The sequence below is a fragment of the Mesorhizobium sp. WSM4806 genome (genome assembly GCF_055811635.1).
Window position 1 is genome coordinate 1 of record NZ_JBVVQZ010000025.1, and the last position, 19,285, is coordinate 19,285.

Here is a 19,285-nt window from a genome sequence, read left to right on the forward strand (position 1 = left end):
GAAGGTTCTGCCGTGCGATATAAGGAAGCGTTCGGATCAGCAGCTCGACCTGTCGCATAGCACCAGCCATCGTCGACCTCGTGTGGCAACAGGTCGGCCGGATCGTGAAGCGATAGGGCGTAAGCGGCCAACTGGTGAATTGACATGAACGCATCGCCCGATTGAGGTTATTCTGCCGGGAGCGCAATGCGTTGTTCAGCAAGTAGAGGCGATCATGGGCAAATATAAAGACCATCGTGAGCCACGCCGGCATCGCCGTGACGATGACGCGGTTTCTTTTGCGGAACAGCCTTCCGAGTCAAGCTACTTTCAGCGTTCGTCGACCGTAACCGCGGACCCTGTCGACGCCGAAGTGATCTGGTTCAACACCAGCAAGGGTTTTGGCTTTGTCAAATTGCCGGAGGGCATCGAGGCCTATCTGCACATCCGGGTACTTGAGGCGGCCGGGAAGGCGCGGAACCGGTCTAGCGGGTGCATCGCCTAGGTTATGCGTCAAGTGTCCTCTTTGCTCGACTGTATTGATAATCCGAGCGTTCTGGCAGCACGGGCATTTCAGGCTGTATCTTTTGTCCCAGGCTCTTTCCAGACTTGCAACTTCATCTTATATCGGCAAGGCCACCGTGCGGTTATGAAGTAACACGGTTTGCTTTTCTGTAAGAAGGTCCCCTATCTGCGCAATTTACCTCAAGTCATCCGGAATCCTGCATGTTTGTAATATTTGTTTTGTAGTTTTTTAACATAAATTTAATGAAAAATGCTGTTCATTAGCCAAACATTACATCTATAAGTGAGTCGGACCTGCGCGGATGGCAGCAGGAATCGGAATTTTGACCACTACCAGGAGAGAATATGCCTTCCATATCTACTCGCAGCGCCAACGCAACGGACGCAGAGACGGTCGCCCGTTTCATTCACGCGCTACTCGATGAACTCACTGGCGGGAAAGCGCCCACGCCCGAGGTCGTCAGACAAAGCGCGGATACGGTGCTTGCCGACGCTGGCGGGGTCGCTGTGATCGCAAGTGCAGATGACGAGCCGGTCGGCATCATGGTGCTGAATGAATGCACGGCGATCTATGCAGGAGGCAAGTTCGGCTACATTTCGGAGCTGTATGTTCGACCCGACATGCGCTCCAAAGGGATTGCCCCTCATCTGCTTGAGGTCGCCTCGCAGGAAAGCCGTGCTCGTGGTTGGAAGCGACTTGAGGTTGGAGCGCCCGGGCAACCAAAATGGAAGCGCACGCTCGATTTCTATCTGCGGAACGGGTTCGAGGAAGTCGGCCCTCGGCTCTGTCGGATAATCTAGACTCAGAGTGTCTGCTGTGGACTGGCTCAAAGCAACCTGCACGATCTCAGCGGATTGAGGTCCGGCGTGGTCGCTGCCTGCCGCTGCAATCGTACCAGCATCGTCATCGAAAATGTGTGCCTCAGATAGTGCAAGGTTCCCGTCACGCCGACCGCCCGGAACGCATCGGCAAAAACCGCCGTCAATCGGGTCACGCTAACGGCGTTCCTTGAGTGTTGAGGAACCGAGCCGAGGGCGGCAATCTGCCAACCTACAGGGGCGCTGCATAGACGACCGCACCTGACGTGCACCCGGTTACGCAGCGTATAGCCGAATAACGGATCATTCCTATGAGGGTAGTTTCATGAAATTGTATGCGAAATTCTTTGGTGGAGCGGCAGCGTTGCTCGCTGCCTGGCCGGCGATGGCCAGCGACGCGGTGGTCGGCGAACCGGCGCCCTACAATCCCAATTTCTCTTTCGTTGGCGGCGTCGGCGTCATCGACATCGAGGCCAACGAGCTAGTCTATCAGGCTTCCGGCCGCGGCTCCAAGCGGAGCCACCTTATCTGGGAAAGCACCTCTCCGGTCATTTCAGCCGAGATGACGGCGCGCAGCGAAGCCGGCTGGACCGCCAAGCTTTCCGGTCAGATCGCCTTCAGCGGCGACAGCTACATGGAAGACTATGACTGGAACCCGCGATTCTCGACCAATGATGGCTGGAACGACTGGAGCGACCGTTCGCGCTTTTCCGAGACCGATCTTGATCACTTCTATTCGGCAACCGTCGCGCTCGGCCACGACTTCCAGGTCAGCGACCAACTGCTGATCAACGTCAACGGTGGCTTCAAGTACACCTCGGTCAAGTGGACTGCCTATGGCGGCTCTTACGTCTCCAGCGATGCCGGCTTCCGGGATTCGGTTGGCGACTACCCAGGAGGCGCAAAGGTCATCAGCTACCAGCAGAAATTGCCGGTTGCCTTCGCCGGCATAGATGCGACCTATGTCCAGAATCGCTGGAACTTCGGCTTTGCGCTGAAGGGCGGGATGACCTTCTCGGCCGGCGATACCGATCATCACTGGCTGCGTGACCTGCGCTTCGAGGATGGTTTCGAATCGGCGCCGGTTCTGATGGTCGGCGGCAGCGTCGGCTACCAGTACAACGAGCGGACCAGCTTCTTCGTCTCCGGTTCCTACGAAAAGGTGTTCACCGCTCGCGGCGACTACAACACCTATGACATGTCGACCGGCGCAAAGAGGGACGGCGACGACGACCGGATCGGCGGCGATTTTGCCGCGGCGGCAGTGATGGTCGGCATCAAGACCTCGTTCTGATTGAACGAACTCGACCGGAACGCCAAACCGATGTCTGCACGGCGCAGCCGAGCTGTCGTTCCGCGGTTGACCGTCTCTGATCTCGCAGCATCGTCCTTGTCCCCGATTGGTATTAGGAGAGAGATGCAAACCGGTTGGGCCATCGAATAGGCCCATTGCGACAGCTGTGAGCTGATAGCCCTCAATCGTCGGCTTCCAGACAACGTCGAGCCGCACTCAGAACCCGCGTTCAACTTTATCGGACGATCGGCACCAACGGACGTGTTGTTCACCGCCCACTGAGAGCGCGTCGCACCGAACATTCACGGCAGCGAGGAAATGGCCCGATTCTTTCGATGTGATCGAGCGTGAAGCACGCGACGTCGGCTGAGCAAGACCGAGCGGTTCCTCCACCATCTGCATGAACATGCTCCGGAACTTTCAATCGCGGCTGGCCTGGCCCGCCGCTTTGCCGCGATGATACGTGGCGATGACGATGCAGGCCTGGGTCAATGGGTAGACGATGCCATGAACAGCGAACTGGCTACCCTTGCGGCAGGTCTCAGCCGTGACATTGAGGCTGTCCGGGCGCCAATCACCAGTCCTGGAGCACGAGCCCGGTCGAAGGCGAGATCAACCACCTCAAGACGACCAAGCGCCAGATTACTGGCGCGCCGCCTATCCACTCCTCCGGAGGCTACTTCTGGCAGCCGCTTGACCCAACCGGACAAAGGGACACCCGAAAAAAGTAGTCCCTGCCCCAAATATGCGGAAGAACCCAATTTGGCCTAAGCTTGACGCGCCCGCGCGCCTGACGGCGCGTGCCGGGTGCTCGTGAACCGAGCCGCTTTTTCTTCGGCAGGCTCAGGCGGTCTCGGCCATCCGGCTTCGCCCCCTGGCGCGGGCAGCCTGTCGGCTGCTGACGGTCGCCGGCCTGTCGGCCGACGCGGTTGTTCGTTGGCCTTTCCCGGCTGCGCGGGGTGGCGGCACTCCCTTCTAGGCCCGCCGCGGCATCCCGCAACCCTTCGCTTCGCTTCGGGTCCTCCTCTTGCGTTCCGGTCCTTCGGATGCGGTCCGCCTCCGACGGCGGGCCTTTCCGGTCGCGTCTCGCCGCCCACCCCCTTCCGGGGAAAGGCGCGGCGAGTGGTTAGCGGAGGACGAAAGGAATGCGTGCAAACGACAAGCGTTGCGCCAGCGCAGAGGCTGGCGCGGCTAAGGGCGGGCGCCCGGGCGCCAGCCTTTATCAGGAGATCACGGACCGCATCATTGCCGAACTGGAGCGCGGCACCGTGCCATGGGTCAAGCCATGGGGCAGCGCAAAGGCCGACCTCGGTCTGCCGAGGAATGCCGCCACCGGGCGCCGCTATTCCGGCATCAACATCCTCATCCTGTGGGGCGCCGTCATCGAGCACAGCTATCCCGGCCAGAACTGGCTGACCTTCCGGCAGGCGCTTGCTCTTGGCGGCAATGTCAGGAAGGGCGAGCGCGGCACAACAATAGTGCATGCCGACCGCTTTGTCCCCAAAAACGAGAAGGAGCGCGCCAAGACAGACGGCGACGAGCCGCAGGCCGTGCCCTATTTGAAGCGCTTCACCGTCCTTAACATCGCGCAGTGCGACGGCCTGCCCGAGCACCTTTACGGCAACGCCGAACCGCTGCCCGAACGCGAGATCATCCCACAGGCCGAGGCGCTTATTCGAGGAAGCGGCGCGGATTTCCGCATCGGCGGCGATCGCGCTTTCTACATGCCGGGCAGTGGCACCATTCAGGTGCCGCCGCAGCCGGCGTTCTTTCAGCAAATCGACTATTACCGCACCTGTTTCCACGAGCTTGGCCACTGGACCGGCCACCGGCGCGGCTGGCGCGCGACCTCTCCGGCGCCTTCGGTTCCAAGACCTATGCGCACGAGGAATTGGTTGCCGAAATCGCCGCAGCCTTTGTCTGCTCGACGCTCGGCATTGAGCCGACCGTGCGCCATGCCGTCTATATCGGCGCATGGCTGAAGGTGCTGCGCGAGGAAAATCGCGCCATCTTCCGCGCCGCCAGCCTTGCCTCCAAAGCCGCCGATTTTCTTCTTGGCTTTAACGCCGAGACCGAAGGCGCGCAACAAGATGAGATCGCGGCATGAGCGGCGCGCGATCCCGACACCCTGCAGACCGAAACGCAAAGCGAGCAGACGCTCATTCCCGTGTTCGGCCGGTCACCACGCGCAACCGCCTTGCCCTTTTGGCCCACGCGCCGCGCAGAAGCCGCTCGATATCGGGCTGTTCGATGACGCCGCCAGAAATCAACTTGACCTGATTTGAGAGGAGTTTTCCCATGATCTTGATCACCGACGAACTGCGCGCCCAGCTGCTCGCCAATGGCGCAACTGACTTCGAGACCGACCATGTCCCGGTGGTAAAACCGTTCGATCCGACCGGGCCAGCAACCTGGCTTCTCACCGAACTCGACGCCGACGGCGACACAATGTTCGTCCTTTGCGACCTCGGCTTCGGCTCCCGGAGCTCGGCAGCGTCAGCCTTGCCGAGCTTGCAAGCGCCAAGGCCCGGCTTGGCCTCGGCATCGAGCGCGACCTCTGGTTCAAGGCGCGCTTTCCGCTCTCCGTTTACGCCCAAGCGGCGTGCAGCGCCGGCCACATCACCGAAGCCGAGCGGCTGCTGCGACAGGCAGCAGAGGCTCGGCAACGCCCATCAAGCTTCCGCCGAACACGGCGGAGCAAGAGCGCCGATAAGGCGCAAAACCGCCCCCGCCGCGCCGGCCTTCGGCCCTTGCGGCGGGGACAATTCCACCCCCGAACGAAAGGAGACAAACCAGCAGCTTGCCCACATTCCCCTCGACCGGCTCAACCTCTCCACGCTCAACATGCGCCATTCCAGCGCGCCCGGCGTGTCGGACGTTCTGCCGTCTGTCCGCGCGCGCGGCGTCCTGGTGCCGCTTCTGGTGCGGCACAACGGCACGCCGGAAGCTTCGAGATCGCCGCCGGCTGGCGCCACTATTTCTCCGCGAAGTCGCTCGCCGACGAGCGCGGCGAGGGCAATGCCTTGCCTTGCGCCGTCATGGAAGATGGCGACGACGCCGATGCGCTCGAGGTCTGCTGATCGAAAACTTCGCCCGGCTCGATCCCGACGAGGTGTCGCAGCGGGAGACGTTTTCGCGGCTGATCAAGGAGGGCCGCAGCGTTGCCGACATCGCCGCCACTTTCGGCATCACCGAGCTTTTGGTCAAACGCATTCTGGCGCTCGACGACCTCTTGCCGAAAGTCCGCGAGACCTATCGGCGCGAGGAAATCGACGCCGAGACGGCGCGCAATCTGACCATGGCCTCCAAGGCGCAGCAGAAGGATTGGCTGGCGTTTTATGCCGATCCGGAGCAATACGCGCCGCGCAGTTGAAACAATGGCTGTTCGGCGGCCAGTCGATTTCCTCAGAGGTGGCGCTGTTTGTCGTCCAGGATTATCCGGGCCTGATCGTCTGCGACCTGTTCAGCCAGGACAGCTATTTCGCCGACGCCGACCTGTTCTGGCAAAAGCAGAACGAGGCGATCGCTGCCAAGCGCGACGCTCATCTGGAAGCCGGCTGGCCGACGTGGCCGTGCTGGAACCGGGGCAGTTTTTCCAGTCTTGCGACCACGAAAAGACGCCGAGGAAGAAGGGCGGCAAGGTCTTCATATCAGTCTCGCATCGCGGCGCGGTCGAGTGCCACGAGGGCTGGCTGTCGCGCAAGGATGCCCGCCGTGCCCGCGCGCAAGGCGAGGGCGGCGAGCACGAAGAACCCCCCCAAAGCCGTCGCGACCGGAACTCACCGGGCCGATGCAGAACTATGTCGATCTGCATTGCCATGCCGCGGTGCGCGCGGCCATGCTCGACCGTCCGGGTGTCGCGCTGCGCCTGATGGTGGCGCATCCCATCACAGGTTCGGGCCTGTGGCAGGTTCGCCGCGAGCCGCAGCGCACCGCCAATGAAGCGGTGGCGGCAAGCCTCGCAGCCTGCAAAGGCCGAAGCCGTATTCTGCGAAGGCGGCGCGAGGTTTTGGCGCTGCTGGGGCAACCGGAGGAGGATGGCGCGGTCGCCGGCGGCAACGGCGATGCCTTTGCCACAGCGCGCGTCTTCGCCCGGCTGTTGACGCTGTCCGACGACGACGTCCTGCGCGTTCTCGCCATCGTCATGGCCGAGACGGTCGAAGCCGGCAGCGCCGTCATCCAGGCGCTTGGCAATCACCTGAATGTCGATATGGCCGCTTGCTGGCAAGCCGACGACGCCCTCTTCGACCTGTTGCGCGACAAGGAAATTGCCAATCTGATACTCGCCGATATCGGCGGCAAGCATGTCGCCCACGGCAGTGTTTCGAGAAGGTGAAGACGCGGCTTCCGATCAATGGGCCAGAGTTCAGCCGCTGAATGGCCGAATGAACCAGCCAAGCCAGGCGGAGGCAATTCGAGTGCCGCCGCCCGGAATCGCGACGCCAACTCATCGCCTTCGCCAGCCCTGCGCCGCGCCGGGATGCTTGCCGAGGCGCAACGCGGATATCGCCACGTCCGCCCCTGGTCGACGGTGTCTGAACCTGCACAAGCCCGATATCCGCGACGCCGCTTGGGCATCGTGTCAACCGATCGCGCGGCCTGTCTCCTAAGCGGTCTTGCGGGACAACGCGATAGCGGCCATTCGCGGCAACGTTCGTCGTTATCAGCAGCGTCTGGAGGTGCTCGCCCGGGACCTACAAAAGAACAAGGAAGAGCTGAAAAATCCGCCGGTTGTTCAATCGGGACGAATGGGCGATCACCAGTGCGAGCCCTGTTTGCGAGCAGTCGATCGACGGTACGCTCTCCTCGGTCATGCTGGCGGTGCGATCAATGCGCTGCCCGTCGCGGCCAAAATCTGCGCCTGATCCTCACGGTTCTCGCGCTTTGGCTTGCCTGGTGCCTGCAAGCACTCCAGCCGAAAACGGCGAAATCGGATGCTTCCACTGGTCTTCCCGGATTCGCAAATACCAACAATATCAACGCCTTATCCGTTGTTCAGGGCCGACTACCGAGTATTTGCGCCGCGGTAGGGTTCGGCTCGGCTGAGAGCATGAAGCCGAGCGCCCCCGATACGCAAGGGCTCGCCTATACTCGTGCCGGTCATCTAGGGCTCGGCAGATCGCCAAGGCCCTGGCGGCAAGCATTCCGGATCAGGGCGAAGTTGGGTTTTGGCCATCCGTCGCGTGTGGGTCGCCGACTTGAGGTGATGTGCGTCCGGCGGCCCGCCTCGTCGCGTCGTCGAGGTTAGTCACCGAAATGATGCGCTGACCGCCGGCCAGCGGACTGACCGAAGACGCATCCACATTCTGACTCGCTGAAAAGATGATTCAAGAGATACGAGCCATCCCCAAGGTCGGCCGGAGCGTCCCGCTCGGCCCAAGGGTGAAAGATATCATCGCCAACCACGAGGCTCTAAGTCGAACCGCAACCCTTCGCTCTCGCTTCGGGTCCTTCTCTTCGTTCCGGTCCTTCGGATGCGGTCCGCCTGGACGGCGGCCCTTCCGGTCGCAACTCGCCGCCCGCCCCGCTTCCGTCCCGCTTCCGGGGAAAGCCGCGATTGGCGAGCGGAGGCAGAACGAAACATGCAAGATAGAAGCGTGCCGTCATCGAAGAGGCAGGCAGAGACGGGGGCGCCCATGTCCTCAATTCCCGCTTTGCGGCCGTCGAGCGTCGGAATCGTTCCCGTTTCCGTCTCGCTAAGGCCCGTTGCGCAGGAATCGGCGCAGGCCCTCGTCCGAGCGGTTCTCCGCTCGCTCGCGGCCTCGATCACAGCCAACAAAACGGGCGCGAGGATTGCTATAGGCAGAAGCTGCCGAAGCCATCATCGTGACGATTTGCTTTTTTGCAGCTCGGTTCGTTTAGCGTTCCAGTCGGGTGGGGTCTGATCGAGAATGTTGCGAACGAAGAAATCCAGGATTTTGCGCTCAGTGTAGATGCTTGGCGCGCCGTGATCGGCACCAGGCACATAGAACATGTCGAACTCTTTTCCCGCCTTGATGAGTCGGTCGGCAAGCTGCAGCGAGGAGGACGGGTCGACATTGCGGTCCATTTCGCCCACGACGATCATCAGCTTGCCCCGCAGCCTGTAAGCATTATCGATGGCGGAGGATTGGGAATATTCAATGCCGACTGGCCACCCCATCCACTGTTCGCTCCACCAGATCCTGTATATCCGGTTGTCGTAGCAGCCGCTGTTGGCGACCGCGACCTTATAGAATTCGGGATGGAAGAGCAGCGCGCCCACCGCGTTCTGGCCGCCTGCGGACCCGCCGAAAATGCCGACATTGGAGATATCGTACCACGGATACCTCGCGGCGGCCGCCTTGTGCCATAGGATGCGATCGGGAAAGCCTGCGTCCTTCAGATTTTTCCAGGCAACGTCATGAAAGGCGCGCGAGCGGTTGTTGGTACCCATGCCATCGATCTGCACAACGACGAAGCCCAGCTGCGTGAGCGGCTCTGTCCGCCTTGAGAAGGATTTCGGGACGAAGGAGCCGTGGGGCCCGGCATAGATTTTCTCCACCACCGGGTACTTCTTCTTCGGATCGAAATTGGCGGGCAGGTGGATTACGCCCCAGATATCAGTCTTGCCGTCGCGCCCCTTGGCGTGGAAGCTGAGTGGCGGCTGCCAGCCTGCGGCGACGAGCTCGGACATGTCGGCGGTCTCCACCTGCATCAGTTTGACATCGTCGCTGGCGCGGTAGAGCATCATGCGGGGCGGCAGATCGATGCGTGACCAGAGATCGACATAGTAGCGGCCGTCGGGAGAGAACTCGACATGGTGGTTGGCCGGCTCGGGCGTGAGCTCAGTCAGCCCCTCACCGTCGAAGCCGATGCGGTACGCATGGACGAAATAGGGGTCCTCCCCCGGGTTCCTCCCGCTCGCCTCGAACCAGATCTGGCGCTTGACCGGATCGACATGGTTGACCGCGCGGACCACCCACTCACCGCTGGTGATCTGGTTCTTGAGCGCGCCCGTCTGGCCGTCGAACAGGTACAGGTGCTCGTGCCCGTCGCGCTCGGATGCCCAGATGATCTCCTTCCCGTCGTCGACATCGTAGCGAAAGATTTTCCCGGTATCCTCCTGATCCATCACCAGACGCTGGTAATCAACAAATGTCTTGCTGGTCTCGTCGATGATCGAGCGCGCACGGGCCGTGGCGGCGTCTACCTCGACCAGCCGATAGAGCTGATGCCCGCGCTGGTTATATTCGAAAGTAAAGCCGCGACCGTCCGCCCACCATCGGGGAGGGGAAAGTTCGAAGGGGTTGGAGAACAGGGCGTCGTCGATCACGACCTGGCGACGGCCAGCAATGTCGAACAGGACCGGCTGGGGTAGCGGAAGGACATCGCCCGGCTTGGGATAGACCATTGTCGAATATTCGCGCTGCAACCGGTCCGTCGACGAATTGAGGTAGGGGACCTCCCGCTTGTAGCCGGGGCGAACGCGGTAGGCCGCGAGATGGCGCGAGTCCGGCGACCAGCTCAGTGTCGAAAAGACGTAGTAATTGCCCTCTGATCCATCCCGGCTCAGCGCAAAATTCTGCAATCCGTCCTTGCTGCGCAGGAAAACATTGTAGTTCTTTATATAGACGATCCACTTCCCGTCGGGCGAGACGCTCCTCTGGTCGGGGTTATTCTTAGCCGGGGGGGTGTAGTCGTGGCGGAGCTGAAAGTCCGGCGCGTCCACATCCAATTTTGTGCTGGTGCAAACATAGCTTGCAACGTCGCAGCTCCACCGGACCTGCTCAATCAGGAAGTCGAACCTGCGACCATCATCGGTCAGTTTGAAACGCTCGAAGGGAAGATCGCCGGCCTGATAGCTCTTATGGCTCGCTTCATTTAGCGCCGCCGCCAGACGGGCATGGTCGAAGGCGGCCCGTTTCAAACCCGTGGCAGCATCGACCCGCATGAACTGCTGCTCGCCATGGGTAGTCCGGCGGTATACGAACGTGTTGGCTCCAGTCAGCCAGAACGCCCCCTCGGGGACATTTACGGTGAGCCCGCGATAGCGACGGTTAATCGTCAGTGCCCGCTCCCAATCGCTCAGCACTAGCGGTGGATGTGCACCGTTCGAACCGTTGGCCAGCGCCTGAGCGGTTGCCGATCCCGATGCCCCTTGAATTAATAACGCAAGCACCAAAGCGCCGATCTTGACCATATCTGTTCACCTCTTTCGGTTTTCGGAAGACACATTGTTGGATCTGGCTTTTCATCGCCGGTGTGCAGCAGTGTTGAACGTTGCTCGAAGGAGTCGGCACGCGGGTGCGGCCGAGACGGCAGTCAACATGATCCGTGCGCCCTACGCCGATATCCAGGAACTGGCCGGGTGAACCAGACTGAAGAGTTGGCATCCGAGCCAGCAGGGTATTTTCCATGTCCACAATGATGGAAAATTCAAAGCCCAATGACGCTTGCAATCACACTCCCTTCCTTTTTCTGCACCTGGAAGGGCCGGAATTGGGCCCGGCACAAAGCGTCGCGCCAAAGGAGATCCTTTTAGATCATGGCAATCGATCGGACTGGCTGTGTCGGGTGAACGACATTAACGTCGCACATCCGACAGCTCGGACAACCCCAAGTCACATTGACCTTGGTGTATGTCGGGTTGACAAAAGTGGCCGTCGGGCCGACGGCAAAGGGCGCACGAGGCGCCCTTCGACTCGGGCTGCGCGTAAGCCGACTTCGCCGGCGTCAGAAATGGTACGTGACGCCTGCGCCAATCAGCCAGGGGTCGAGCTCCGCCTTCCCCGTCTGCTTCGTGCCGGCCACGGTGACGTCGAAGTCTGGCTTCAGGAAAAGCTTCTTCACGTCGAAGTTGACGCCCCAGTGCTGGTCGACCATGTAGTCGAACCCGACCTGCAGCGCGGTGCCGAACGTGTTCTTGACCTTGAGATCATCGGCGCTGCCGGCTTGCTGATGATAGAAGATCGTATAATTCACGCCGGCGCCGACATAGGGCTTGAAGGCGCCGAAATCGGTAAAGTGGTACTGCAATGTCAGCGTGGGCGGCAGCAGCCAAACCTTGCCGATATTCCCCAGCCCGCCGATCGAGCCTTGGCCTGTGATGTTGGCATAGGTGGTGCCGAGGATAAGCTCGGCTGCGACATTGTCCGTGAAGAAATACGAAATATCGAGTTCCGGCGTTACGGTGTTCGAATAGGAAAGACCGGAGCCGGGCACCGCGTTAACGTAGCCCGAATCCTCAGTGATAACCCCCAACGCGCGCAGGCGGATCTGCCAAGGGCTTGGCCATTCCCTGAACAAGGCACCCTCATCCGGGTCGCACGGTTCTGCAAGGTCTGCCGCGGCCGCCTGCTGTCCTACCAGCAACAGGACGACGGCCGCTGTGAGTCCCCGCAACACGTTCATTCGCTTTGTTGCCATAATGTTGTTTCCTTGCTCGTTAGACTTCACTTTGAATAGTCCTGCTGTGTTGATTGCTATCAACAGAATACTGGCGCGAATTATTTGCGAATTCTGCGCGCATTGTTAGGCCTGTACTCACTTCGTCGAAGTTCGCCCTTGTTGACCTGCCGGTCGCCAATGAACGCTATCGGCGTGCGAGCCGATCGCGCTGCCAAGGAAATTGTCGCCAAGGCAATGAATGCGGCCCGCTCGGATTGTCCTTGCCGTAGCTGTGCCCGCCTGCGCTGGTCCGTAGAAGTAAGCGGGATAGGCATCGTATTATCGTAGCCCGAATATGTCCCCGAGGCGGCGCAGGCGGAACTGCCCAGAGCTTGGCTCTTAGATTGGTGTCGTAGACGGGCACGGGTAAGGGGGAGGCGGAGGGGGAGGCGGAGAGGCGCAGGGGGCTTTTGGAGTCGCGATAGCCGGCTGTGCCAGCAGCATCAAGACGACGGCCGCTGTTACTCCCCGCGCCACCTTCACTCGATTTGTTGCCATGATATTTCTCCTTGTTCTTCAGAAATGGTAGACTGCAATAGTCCTGCAGTATTGATTGATATCGACAGCGTGCGGGGCGCATTTGCGCAAACCGTGCTCGCATTATTTGCACCTTGTCGCAGTCCTCGACCTCTACTCACTCATTCGACGCCCGCCTTTCTCGAGCTCCCGGTCGTCTATGAAAGCTATCGGCGTGCCAGCCGATCGCGCTGCGAAGGAAGTGGATGCCAAGACTGATGAATGCAGCGCGCTCCCGATTGTCCTTGCCGTAGCCGTGGCCGCCCGCGCCGGGCTCGTAGAAGTACGCGGGATAGCCAAGGGCCTGCAGCTTTGCCGCCATCTTGCGCGCGTGGCCCGGATGGACGCGGTCGTCCCGCTTCGTGGTCGCGAGCAGGATAGGCGGATAGGGCTGTCCGGGCGTCGCGGCGTGATAGGCGGAGACTTCCTTCAGGAAAGCCCAATCGTCAGCCTTGTCGGGATCGCCATATTCGTCGATCCAGCTCGCGCCCGCCAGGAGCTTGGTGTAGCGGCGCATATCGATAAGCGGAACCGTGCAGAACAGCGCGCCGAAATGCTCAGGATAGCGGGTAAGCATGTTGGCGATCAGCAGGCCGCCATTTGAGCCGCCCTCGGCGGCAATCCGCCTCGGCAGCGTAATGCCCCTTCGCACGAGGTCGGCGGCAACGGCGGCGAAATCGTCATGGGCGAGACGCTTGCCCTCCCTCCGCCCGGCATCGTGCCACCGGGTGCCGAACTCGCCGCCCCCGCGGATGTTCGCCACCACACACGTGCCGCCGCGCTCGAGCCACAGCTTGCCGAGCGAGGAGTTGTAGGAGGGCAGGAGCGATATGCCGAACCCGCCATAGGCGCTGAGATGAACCGGGGCATCCCCGTTCCCATCCGCCGGACCGACCTGTGTATAGGGAATCATCTCACCATCGATCGATACTGCCTCGTGGCGCGTGACCACCAGGCCGGATGCGTCGAAATTCTCCGGGCTGCGCTTCAGGATTACTGAAGCGCTGACAGGCGGCGCGGCATTGAGATCGAATAGGAAAAGCTGCGGCGGGGTGATTGGATCATGAGCCCCGACCAGAACCTCCCCATTGGTCTCGTGGTCTGCGGCATCGAGTGACCAGAGGTGAACAGTCCCTTGCACGGGAACGGTGTCCAGGGCTCGGCGCGTCCATTCCTGCGGGCCCGGCGTGAACACCTCGAATCTCGGAACGAGGTTCGCCAGGTAGGCGATAATGAGCTTCCCGTCATTCCAGAAGAATGACTGCAGACAGCGCCTCTCGTCCGATTCAAACAGGGTACTGAAACGGCGTTCGCCGGCCAGGAAAGAGGAAAGCGAGATGCCGATCAGCGCGTCGGCGTGATAGGTCGTCCCGGCAACCGTCCATGCTGTGCGCGGCTTTACCGCCAGCCAATCGCCGAAGTTACCCCACCAGGCGTCCTTAGGAAGGTCGATCTCAATCTTCGGCCCGCTTTCATCGCCAATGCGGACTATCTTCTCGAAGCAGGCCAGCTGCTCGATGAACCACACGCGCTCGCTCTCGGCGGTACGGTCCAGATGGCCAGACACACCCAGGGTTTCGGAACCGGTCTCGAAGATTACCGGCGCGGTGAGGGGATCCGCGCCACGCTTCCACAGTCGCACGGTGCGCGCGTAACCGGAGCGGGTGGCCATGCCATGACCAAGCGCACTGGAAAGCAGAAGCGTGTTGGGGTCGAGCCAATCAATGTCACCCTTGGCCTCGGGGAGATTGAAACCGTCGGCGACGAAGCTCAGAGAGCTCAGGTCGAATTCGCGATGCACGACCGCGTCGCTGCCGCCGCGCGACAGGCGCAAGACGGCTCTTTCGCGCGTCTCCGGCTCGATCGACGCGCCGCCCCAGACCCAGTCTTCTCCGTCGCTAGCCGCGAGGGCGTCCAGATCGACCAGTAGCTCCCATTGGGGATCCGCCTTCATGTAGGCGGCAAGGGTGGTCCGGCGCCACTGTCCGCGCGGATTTCCGGCATCTTGCCAGAAATTGTAGAGGTACTGACCACGGCGCCAGATGGCGGGAATCTTGTCAGGACGGTCGAAAATCGCTGTCAGGGCCGCCCGGTCGCGCTCGAACTGCGTTCCCGCGAAGTGCTTCAGGGTCTTTGCCGACTGGCTGGCGGTCCACGCAAGTGCCGGTTCGCCTTCTACATCTTCAAGCCAAAGATGAGGGTCATCGTCGGGCGCATTCAGCGTTGGGCGGAAATCGAATTCGCTCATGTGCGAAAGACCTGAGGAATGAAGGCGCAATGGCTCTCGCCTGCTCGAGAAGGATCAATGTTTGCGGCGTCGCCCGCATGTTCGAAAAGCGTGATCATGGATGAGTTCTTCCCAGTCGGTGCGGCGTCGCAGTGCTTTTGCGCATAGGACCGCAACCGTCGTGCCAACTGGGAAATCCTTACGGAACGATGGGATCGCTCTGGCAGCGCTGTGTCAGATGTCAGACATCGTCGCGAATGCGACAACGAGCATACCCCGTAATCACCGGATCAACCTCCGGCGCGAGCGGTGACACCGTGCAGCACTCAAGCAGGAGTGGCTGGGCTGTGGTCCAGCGGAAAAAACCGGAGATTCGAGGAAAGGGCTGGGCGCCGCTTGGGCGACCTGATGGTGCCCAAGCCCTGCCGCAATCTTGGCCTGCACCGTTCCCTTGATTGCATTCTTGAAGTCTGTCGATCAAGTCACCAAGCTGCATTCGGGCGAACGCATGGGACTCGTCCTTATGGCAACCTGGGCTGATGTCGGGCCGCCGTCCGATATGAGGGTTTAGGATTGGGGGAGCTCGGGCTCGGCGTAGTATCTCTCGAGACGCCTAATGGTCGACGATGTCTACCTGACGCTACGCATTGGTGTGCCGCGGCAACAGGGCAGTGCGGGGCAAGTCTGCTTGGAAGAATCAGCTGCAGCAGGCGCTAGTGGGCCCCGGCGCGCTCGATCTCCATACCGTCCGCAAAGAAAGCTCGGCGTGAGCACCGGCAAAAAGCGATCTGCGCGCCTCGCCGGTTCGTTTTGCGGTCCACTGAGCTGTCGGCTTAACCTGTACAACTATACAGGCTGCCATAGCGCGGAACTTGGCCTCCAATGGCGGAAATTCCCCCGAGGAGACCTCCATGACTGAGCTTATAGCGCCGGCGTTACGACAACTTTTCCACAAGAAGCGTGCAATCCACCGCCACGCCACTACGTCTCCAAGGAACCTCTTGAACGGGACGGATGAGCCGATCACCGATACGAAACCGATATCCTTGGCGTGCTCAGGCCGCACTGGCTGTCGCTGCGCGGGTCCGACGGTCTGGTGGCCATTTGCGCGCGCCTTCTACCCTCGACGGCGCCAATGGCACACGCTTGGACGACATGGCCCCATCGAGGTCTGGGGCATTCGGCGCCGGTGCTTTGCCAAGTGGCATAAACTTTCGACCCCCCTGGGGGCGGGCAGGGGAGCACAGCCGTGCCTACAGTTCTCGTGACTGGCGCGGACGAGGCTGATTGGCGCGATGAAAGATCATATGATTACACCGCTGGTCTGACGCCGCGCGAGTGGGCCTGGGAGTTCTTACGCCGCAACCCAGCATTCCAGCCTGATCTGATCGCTGCGCGCCAGCAGGCCCATACTCTGTCTAACCAACCCTTTCTCGACGTGGTCGCGTTGGCCGGTGACCTGTCGCGTTGGGGTGTCCTGTTTCGCCGAGTCTTATGGGCGAAATTCGCTCGTATTCTGGTCTCCGCTCTGGTGCGTCCATGTGCTGCCGGTCATTGCAGAACAGCTGTCCGCATCCTCGGCGACATTGCCGTTCGAGCTCTCGGCGTTGCCATGTCGCGCGACGGTCCTGCTGGCGCCCGACAAGGGCCAGCATGTTCTTCTTCGCAATGCGGAACATACGCTCCAGCTCGCCGTCTCTGGCGCGGATATCTTGCGCCCTGTTTGCCTCCGCACCGAGGCGATCTGGCCCGCGATGCTTTCGAAGCCCCGTCTGAGGGCGCTCGAGTGCCTCAATGCTCTAAGTCTGGGTCAACACCTGCCCGCCCGCTTGTTTCCGCCGGAAGGACGCGGTCCGCGTTTGACCTTCGTTCTTCGTGCGCTCGACGGCTCACTTGCTGGGGCGTCACATCGTGAGCTCGCCGAAGCGCTGGTTGGTCAACGGCGCGTCCATGCCGACTGGAGGGATCCTCGCGATCATCTGCGCGACCGCATTCGCCGCGCCGTCTCGCGTGGCCGCGCCCTCATGAATGGAGGGTACAGAGATTTCCTTCTTTAAAAAGTGACAGTCCGCCCTGTGCGTCAGCCGGCGAACAGTTCGCAGGTAGCGTACCATGTCACCATCAGTTCGTCCGGTCGGACATGGCAGCGAACGGCCTTGCGGGTGCGCTCTGGTCAGGCGTCGGTCCAAACCGAGAGGCATATTCGGTATTGTCCGACAGCCGACAATGTCGAGTACGCAACGTAGAGGAAGCCGACTCTCGGGTGTTTACACGCTTTTTGCCTTGGCACAGTACATGCAAGCTAGCGAGCAAAACGCGCGGACTAAGTGGTTCCCAGCACCACGAGAGGCGCTGAATTACGCCACCTCCCAAGGCGTACCCGGCCCGGCAGCGAGCTCAGTCTCCTGCCGGGCATCCGTGTTCAGACGTACTCGCGTTCAGAACTTCAAATCAGAGGCGCAATGTTTCGCGTCCGGCTATGCGAACTGGTGCTGAAGATTTGTCAGACTTCGAGCGTGGTCGTTGTGGCTCCGTATTCACAGCAGCGACTATTTCGGCCATTGCCAACTCGAGATCCGCCTTTGGAGTAAATGTGGAAAAGCTCACTCGCAGCGTAGACTTAGCATCTTCATAGCTGATCCCTCATCGTCGTGGCGGATTGCCAACTCCCGTTCAAAGTTGTTTCGAAGCGCTTCGATGCCACTCGCTACACTCAGCCGCCGAGCCGCCTGTTCCGCGGCAACGGCCAGTCAGGCGGCTGCTTAGCTGTTCAGCGTCCCGCGCCGTGGCCCGTCCTCCTGTTCACCATAAAAAAAGCGGTTCGAGGCGCAACCCCTCCCTAATGTATAACGCGCCAACGCCTTTCGGGCCCTGGAATTTATGCGCTGATAGGGAGAGCAGATCGACTTCGACGAACTCGTCTGTCAGACCTATGGGTATACGACTAACAACCTGCGCGGCGTCCACGTGTAGGATCGCCTCCGGAGCGAGGCGGCATATCGGTCTAAACTCCAATGGGTTGAACGACGCCCATCTCGTGGTTCGCAGCCATCACAGAAACGAAGGCGGTGTCGGGCGTGAGTGTCGCAGCGAACGCATCTGGTCGATCCGACCTGACCCATTCGCTGGACGTAGCCTACTTCGGCGCGCGAGACTCTTCGGTCGAAGACTCTTGCTTCATAGAAGCCAAGACCGGCCTGCATTGGTCTACATGGGTATATTTTCGACTAAGTTGTCATGCTTATCACTTCTTTTCTGGATGCGGCCAGCTGTTCCTGCCGATAATTGCCCAGGTTGACGGCCGCCATGCGGAACGCAGAGGGAGCCTTTGGTCTTCGTGTAGTGGTGCGCTCGGCTTATTGGTTCACGATGATCTGGCCCAGATCGGCAAGGCACTCGACCACGTGGTCCGGTCTGAATGGAAACCGCTCTATGTCAGCCAGTTTCGTGACCCCAGTAAGCACAAGGGCTGTCTTCAGCCCCGATTCCAGCCCGGCGAGCACGTCGGTGTCCATGCGGTCACCGACCATGATGGTATCGACAGCTCGCACTCCGAGCCGGTCGAGCACGTTGCGCATCATGAACGGGTTCGGCTTCCCGACGAAATAGGGCTGACGGCCGGTGGCCTTCTCGATTAGTGCTGCGACTGCACCGCATGCCGGATGGGAGCCCCGCTCGGTCGGGCCAGTCGCATCCGGATTGGTGGCGAGAAAGCGCGCGCCCTTCGCCACAAGCTCGGCGCCAGTTGCGATCTGCTCGTAGTGGTACGAAGTGGTGTCTCCGAGGACCACGAACTCGGGGGCAAACTCCGTTATCCGGCAGCCTGCCTGCCGCAGGGCCTCGACCAGACCGTGGTCGCCGATGACATAAGCAGATGATCCGCGCTTTTGCAGTTCCACGAACCGCGCAGTGGCGAGCGCCGACGTGTAGATGTGCTCTGGCTGCACGGCGAAGCCAAGCGCTCTTAGACGCTCGGCATGATCTTCGGGCGTGAAGCGCGAGTTATTGGTGAAGATCTGAAACGGCTCACCCTTGGCGACTAGCCCGGCGACATAGTCAACCGAGCCAGCAATCGGTCGGCCGCCGCGGACCAAGACCCCGTCCATGTCGAGCAGATGCGCTATAATCATTGGATCTCACCCCTCAATGTCTCTCGTGGATGCGCGGCCTGGGCACGTCTAGTGTCACTGTATCTTCTCCAGGCCGGAATACCGGCGACTGTAGCGATTCAGAGCGATGCGCGAAGGGCGCTCAATTGCTTGTGCGGCAATAAGGAGGTTGCGGCGTAAAAAGTGTCCGTCGGGTCATCCGCTCGCCGTGCGGACGCGCTGCATCGTTGGGCTGACGACATTCGCTGTGTCAGCGCATCTGATGGACGATCTCGTTCTAGTTCGCGTGAACCACCTGGCGAGACGTTTCTCTGCAGAACCATCGTGATTGACGGCACCACAGTGATCCAGCATTGTCTCGCGCCGCGGACGCAAACACGCCGGTGCCTTGGCGGAGTTCTCAATGGT

The 19,285-nt window shown here is 60.9% G+C and carries 14 protein-coding genes and 3 pseudogenes; 10 read left to right on the forward strand and 7 right to left on the reverse strand.

Annotated elements, in window-relative coordinates; all coding sequences use genetic code 11:
- Positions 1–214: 214 nt before the first annotated feature.
- Both AC0L2M_RS29960 and AC0L2M_RS29965 read left to right on the forward strand, forming a co-directional pair.
- Positions 215–484, forward strand: coding sequence for a S1 domain-containing protein (locus AC0L2M_RS29960; RefSeq protein ID WP_473536664.1), 270 nt, complete (start codon positions 215–217; stop codon positions 482–484).
- A gap of 365 nt (positions 485–849) precedes the next feature.
- A complete protein-coding gene (locus AC0L2M_RS29965) occupies positions 850–1,305 on the forward strand; it encodes a GNAT family N-acetyltransferase (protein ID WP_473536665.1) in 456 nt (151 codons plus the stop codon).
- 26 nt (positions 1,306–1,331) lie between these two features.
- On the opposite strand, the gene AC0L2M_RS29970 is transcribed toward AC0L2M_RS29965, so the two are convergent.
- Positions 1,332–1,499 (reverse strand): hypothetical protein, encoded by a 168-nt coding sequence (locus AC0L2M_RS29970; RefSeq protein WP_473536666.1) that lies wholly within the window; start codon positions 1,497–1,499, stop codon positions 1,332–1,334.
- A gap of 149 nt (positions 1,500–1,648) precedes the next feature.
- Here AC0L2M_RS29970 and AC0L2M_RS29975 point away from each other — a divergent pair, with 149 nt between their 5' ends.
- Positions 1,649–2,617, forward strand: coding sequence for an omptin family outer membrane protease (locus AC0L2M_RS29975; protein ID WP_473536667.1), 969 nt, complete (start codon positions 1,649–1,651; stop codon positions 2,615–2,617).
- 1,145 nt (positions 2,618–3,762) lie between these two features.
- Positions 3,763–4,724: pseudogene (locus tag AC0L2M_RS29980) on the forward strand (ArdC family protein).
- Between the two features lie 52 nt (positions 4,725–4,776).
- Here the strand turns inward: AC0L2M_RS29980 and AC0L2M_RS29985 are convergent.
- Positions 4,777–4,929: a hypothetical protein gene (locus AC0L2M_RS29985; protein WP_473536668.1), complete on the reverse strand. Its 153-nt coding sequence runs from the start codon at positions 4,927–4,929 to the stop codon at positions 4,777–4,779.
- On the opposite strand from AC0L2M_RS29985, the pseudogene AC0L2M_RS29990 reads away from it, so the two are divergent.
- The 4 genes and pseudogenes from AC0L2M_RS29990 (at position 4,916) to AC0L2M_RS30005 (ending at position 7,482) form a co-directional block, all read left to right on the forward strand.
- Positions 4,916–5,697, forward strand: a pseudogene (locus AC0L2M_RS29990) (DUF2958 domain-containing protein). The gene AC0L2M_RS29985 and the pseudogene AC0L2M_RS29990 overlap by 14 nt on opposite strands.
- A 32-nt stretch (positions 5,698–5,729) precedes the next feature.
- Positions 5,730–5,990 (forward strand): hypothetical protein, encoded by a 261-nt coding sequence (locus tag AC0L2M_RS29995; protein WP_473536669.1) that lies wholly within the window; start codon positions 5,730–5,732, stop codon positions 5,988–5,990.
- 417 nt (positions 5,991–6,407) lie between these two features.
- Positions 6,408–6,953, forward strand: coding sequence for a hypothetical protein (locus AC0L2M_RS30000; RefSeq protein ID WP_473536670.1), 546 nt, complete (start codon positions 6,408–6,410; stop codon positions 6,951–6,953).
- 280 nt (positions 6,954–7,233) lie between these two features.
- Complete coding sequence (locus AC0L2M_RS30005; protein WP_473536671.1) at positions 7,234–7,482, forward strand: hypothetical protein; 249 nt, start codon at positions 7,234–7,236, stop codon at positions 7,480–7,482.
- 956 nt (positions 7,483–8,438) lie between these two features.
- Here the strand turns inward: AC0L2M_RS30005 and AC0L2M_RS30010 are convergent.
- The 3 genes from AC0L2M_RS30010 to AC0L2M_RS30020 form a co-directional block, all read right to left on the reverse strand.
- The gene (locus AC0L2M_RS30010; protein WP_473536672.1) at positions 8,439–10,778 is read right to left on the reverse strand and encodes a S9 family peptidase; all 2,340 of its coding nucleotides are present in this window, start codon (positions 10,776–10,778) and stop codon (positions 8,439–8,441) included.
- 533 nt (positions 10,779–11,311) lie between these two features.
- A complete protein-coding gene (locus tag AC0L2M_RS30015; protein ID WP_473492074.1) occupies positions 11,312–11,989 on the reverse strand; it encodes an OmpW/AlkL family protein in 678 nt (225 codons plus the stop codon).
- A gap of 670 nt (positions 11,990–12,659) precedes the next feature.
- Entirely contained in the window at positions 12,660–14,789 is a 2,130-nt protein-coding gene (locus AC0L2M_RS30020; RefSeq protein ID WP_473536674.1) for a prolyl oligopeptidase family serine peptidase, read from the reverse strand.
- A gap of 1,243 nt (positions 14,790–16,032) precedes the next feature.
- On the opposite strand from AC0L2M_RS30020, the pseudogene AC0L2M_RS30025 reads away from it, so the two are divergent.
- Together AC0L2M_RS30025 and AC0L2M_RS30030 are read left to right on the forward strand one after the other, a co-directional pair.
- Positions 16,033–16,194 (forward strand): annotated as a pseudogene (locus AC0L2M_RS30025) (transcriptional regulator domain-containing protein); the annotation flags it as partial.
- 115 nt (positions 16,195–16,309) lie between these two features.
- Positions 16,310–16,825, forward strand: coding sequence for a DUF2285 domain-containing protein (locus tag AC0L2M_RS30030; protein WP_473536676.1), 516 nt, complete (start codon positions 16,310–16,312; stop codon positions 16,823–16,825).
- 745 nt (positions 16,826–17,570) lie between these two features.
- Here AC0L2M_RS30030 and AC0L2M_RS30035 read toward each other — a convergent pair.
- Together AC0L2M_RS30035 and AC0L2M_RS30040 are read right to left on the reverse strand one after the other, a co-directional pair.
- Positions 17,571–17,783, reverse strand: a complete 213-nt coding sequence (locus tag AC0L2M_RS30035; RefSeq protein ID WP_473536677.1) for an aminotransferase class V-fold PLP-dependent enzyme — start codon at positions 17,781–17,783, stop codon at positions 17,571–17,573.
- Positions 17,784–18,124: 341 nt separating this feature from the next.
- A complete protein-coding gene (locus AC0L2M_RS30040; RefSeq protein ID WP_473536678.1) occupies positions 18,125–18,898 on the reverse strand; it encodes an HAD-IIA family hydrolase in 774 nt (257 codons plus the stop codon).
- Positions 18,899–19,285: the final 387 nt, after the last annotated feature.